Raw genomic sequence first — 247 nt, 5'->3', positions numbered from 1 at the left:
CGACGTTAGTGTGTAGTAATACATATATGGACGCATATCTGAAATAGAGGTTGATATGCATACGAAAAATGATCTGAAAGCAATGTCGCGAAAAGAGCTCGAAAGGCTTTTGTCTGATGTAAAAAAAGCATTGGAGGCTGCTCGAGCCCGAGATCAGAGAGAGGCAAGAAAGGCTGCTAAAAAGGCGGCCGCAGAGTTTGGATTCTCCCTGGGGGAAATTTCTGAAACGCAACCCTCAGCTCCTGCG

Annotated in this window: 1 pseudogene; it reads left to right on the top strand. The window is 46.2% G+C overall.

What is annotated here, in order from left to right:
- Positions 1-55 precede the first annotated feature (55 nt).
- Positions 56-247 (top strand): annotated as a pseudogene (locus tag FCK22_RS19205) (H-NS histone family protein); the annotation flags it as partial.

Origin of the sequence: Sulfitobacter sp. 15WGC, assembly GCF_005068605.1 — a bacterium.
Taxonomy (GTDB): Bacteria; Pseudomonadota; Alphaproteobacteria; order Rhodobacterales; family Rhodobacteraceae; genus Sulfitobacter; species Sulfitobacter faviae.
This window is presented reverse-complemented; position numbering and strand designations above follow the sequence as displayed.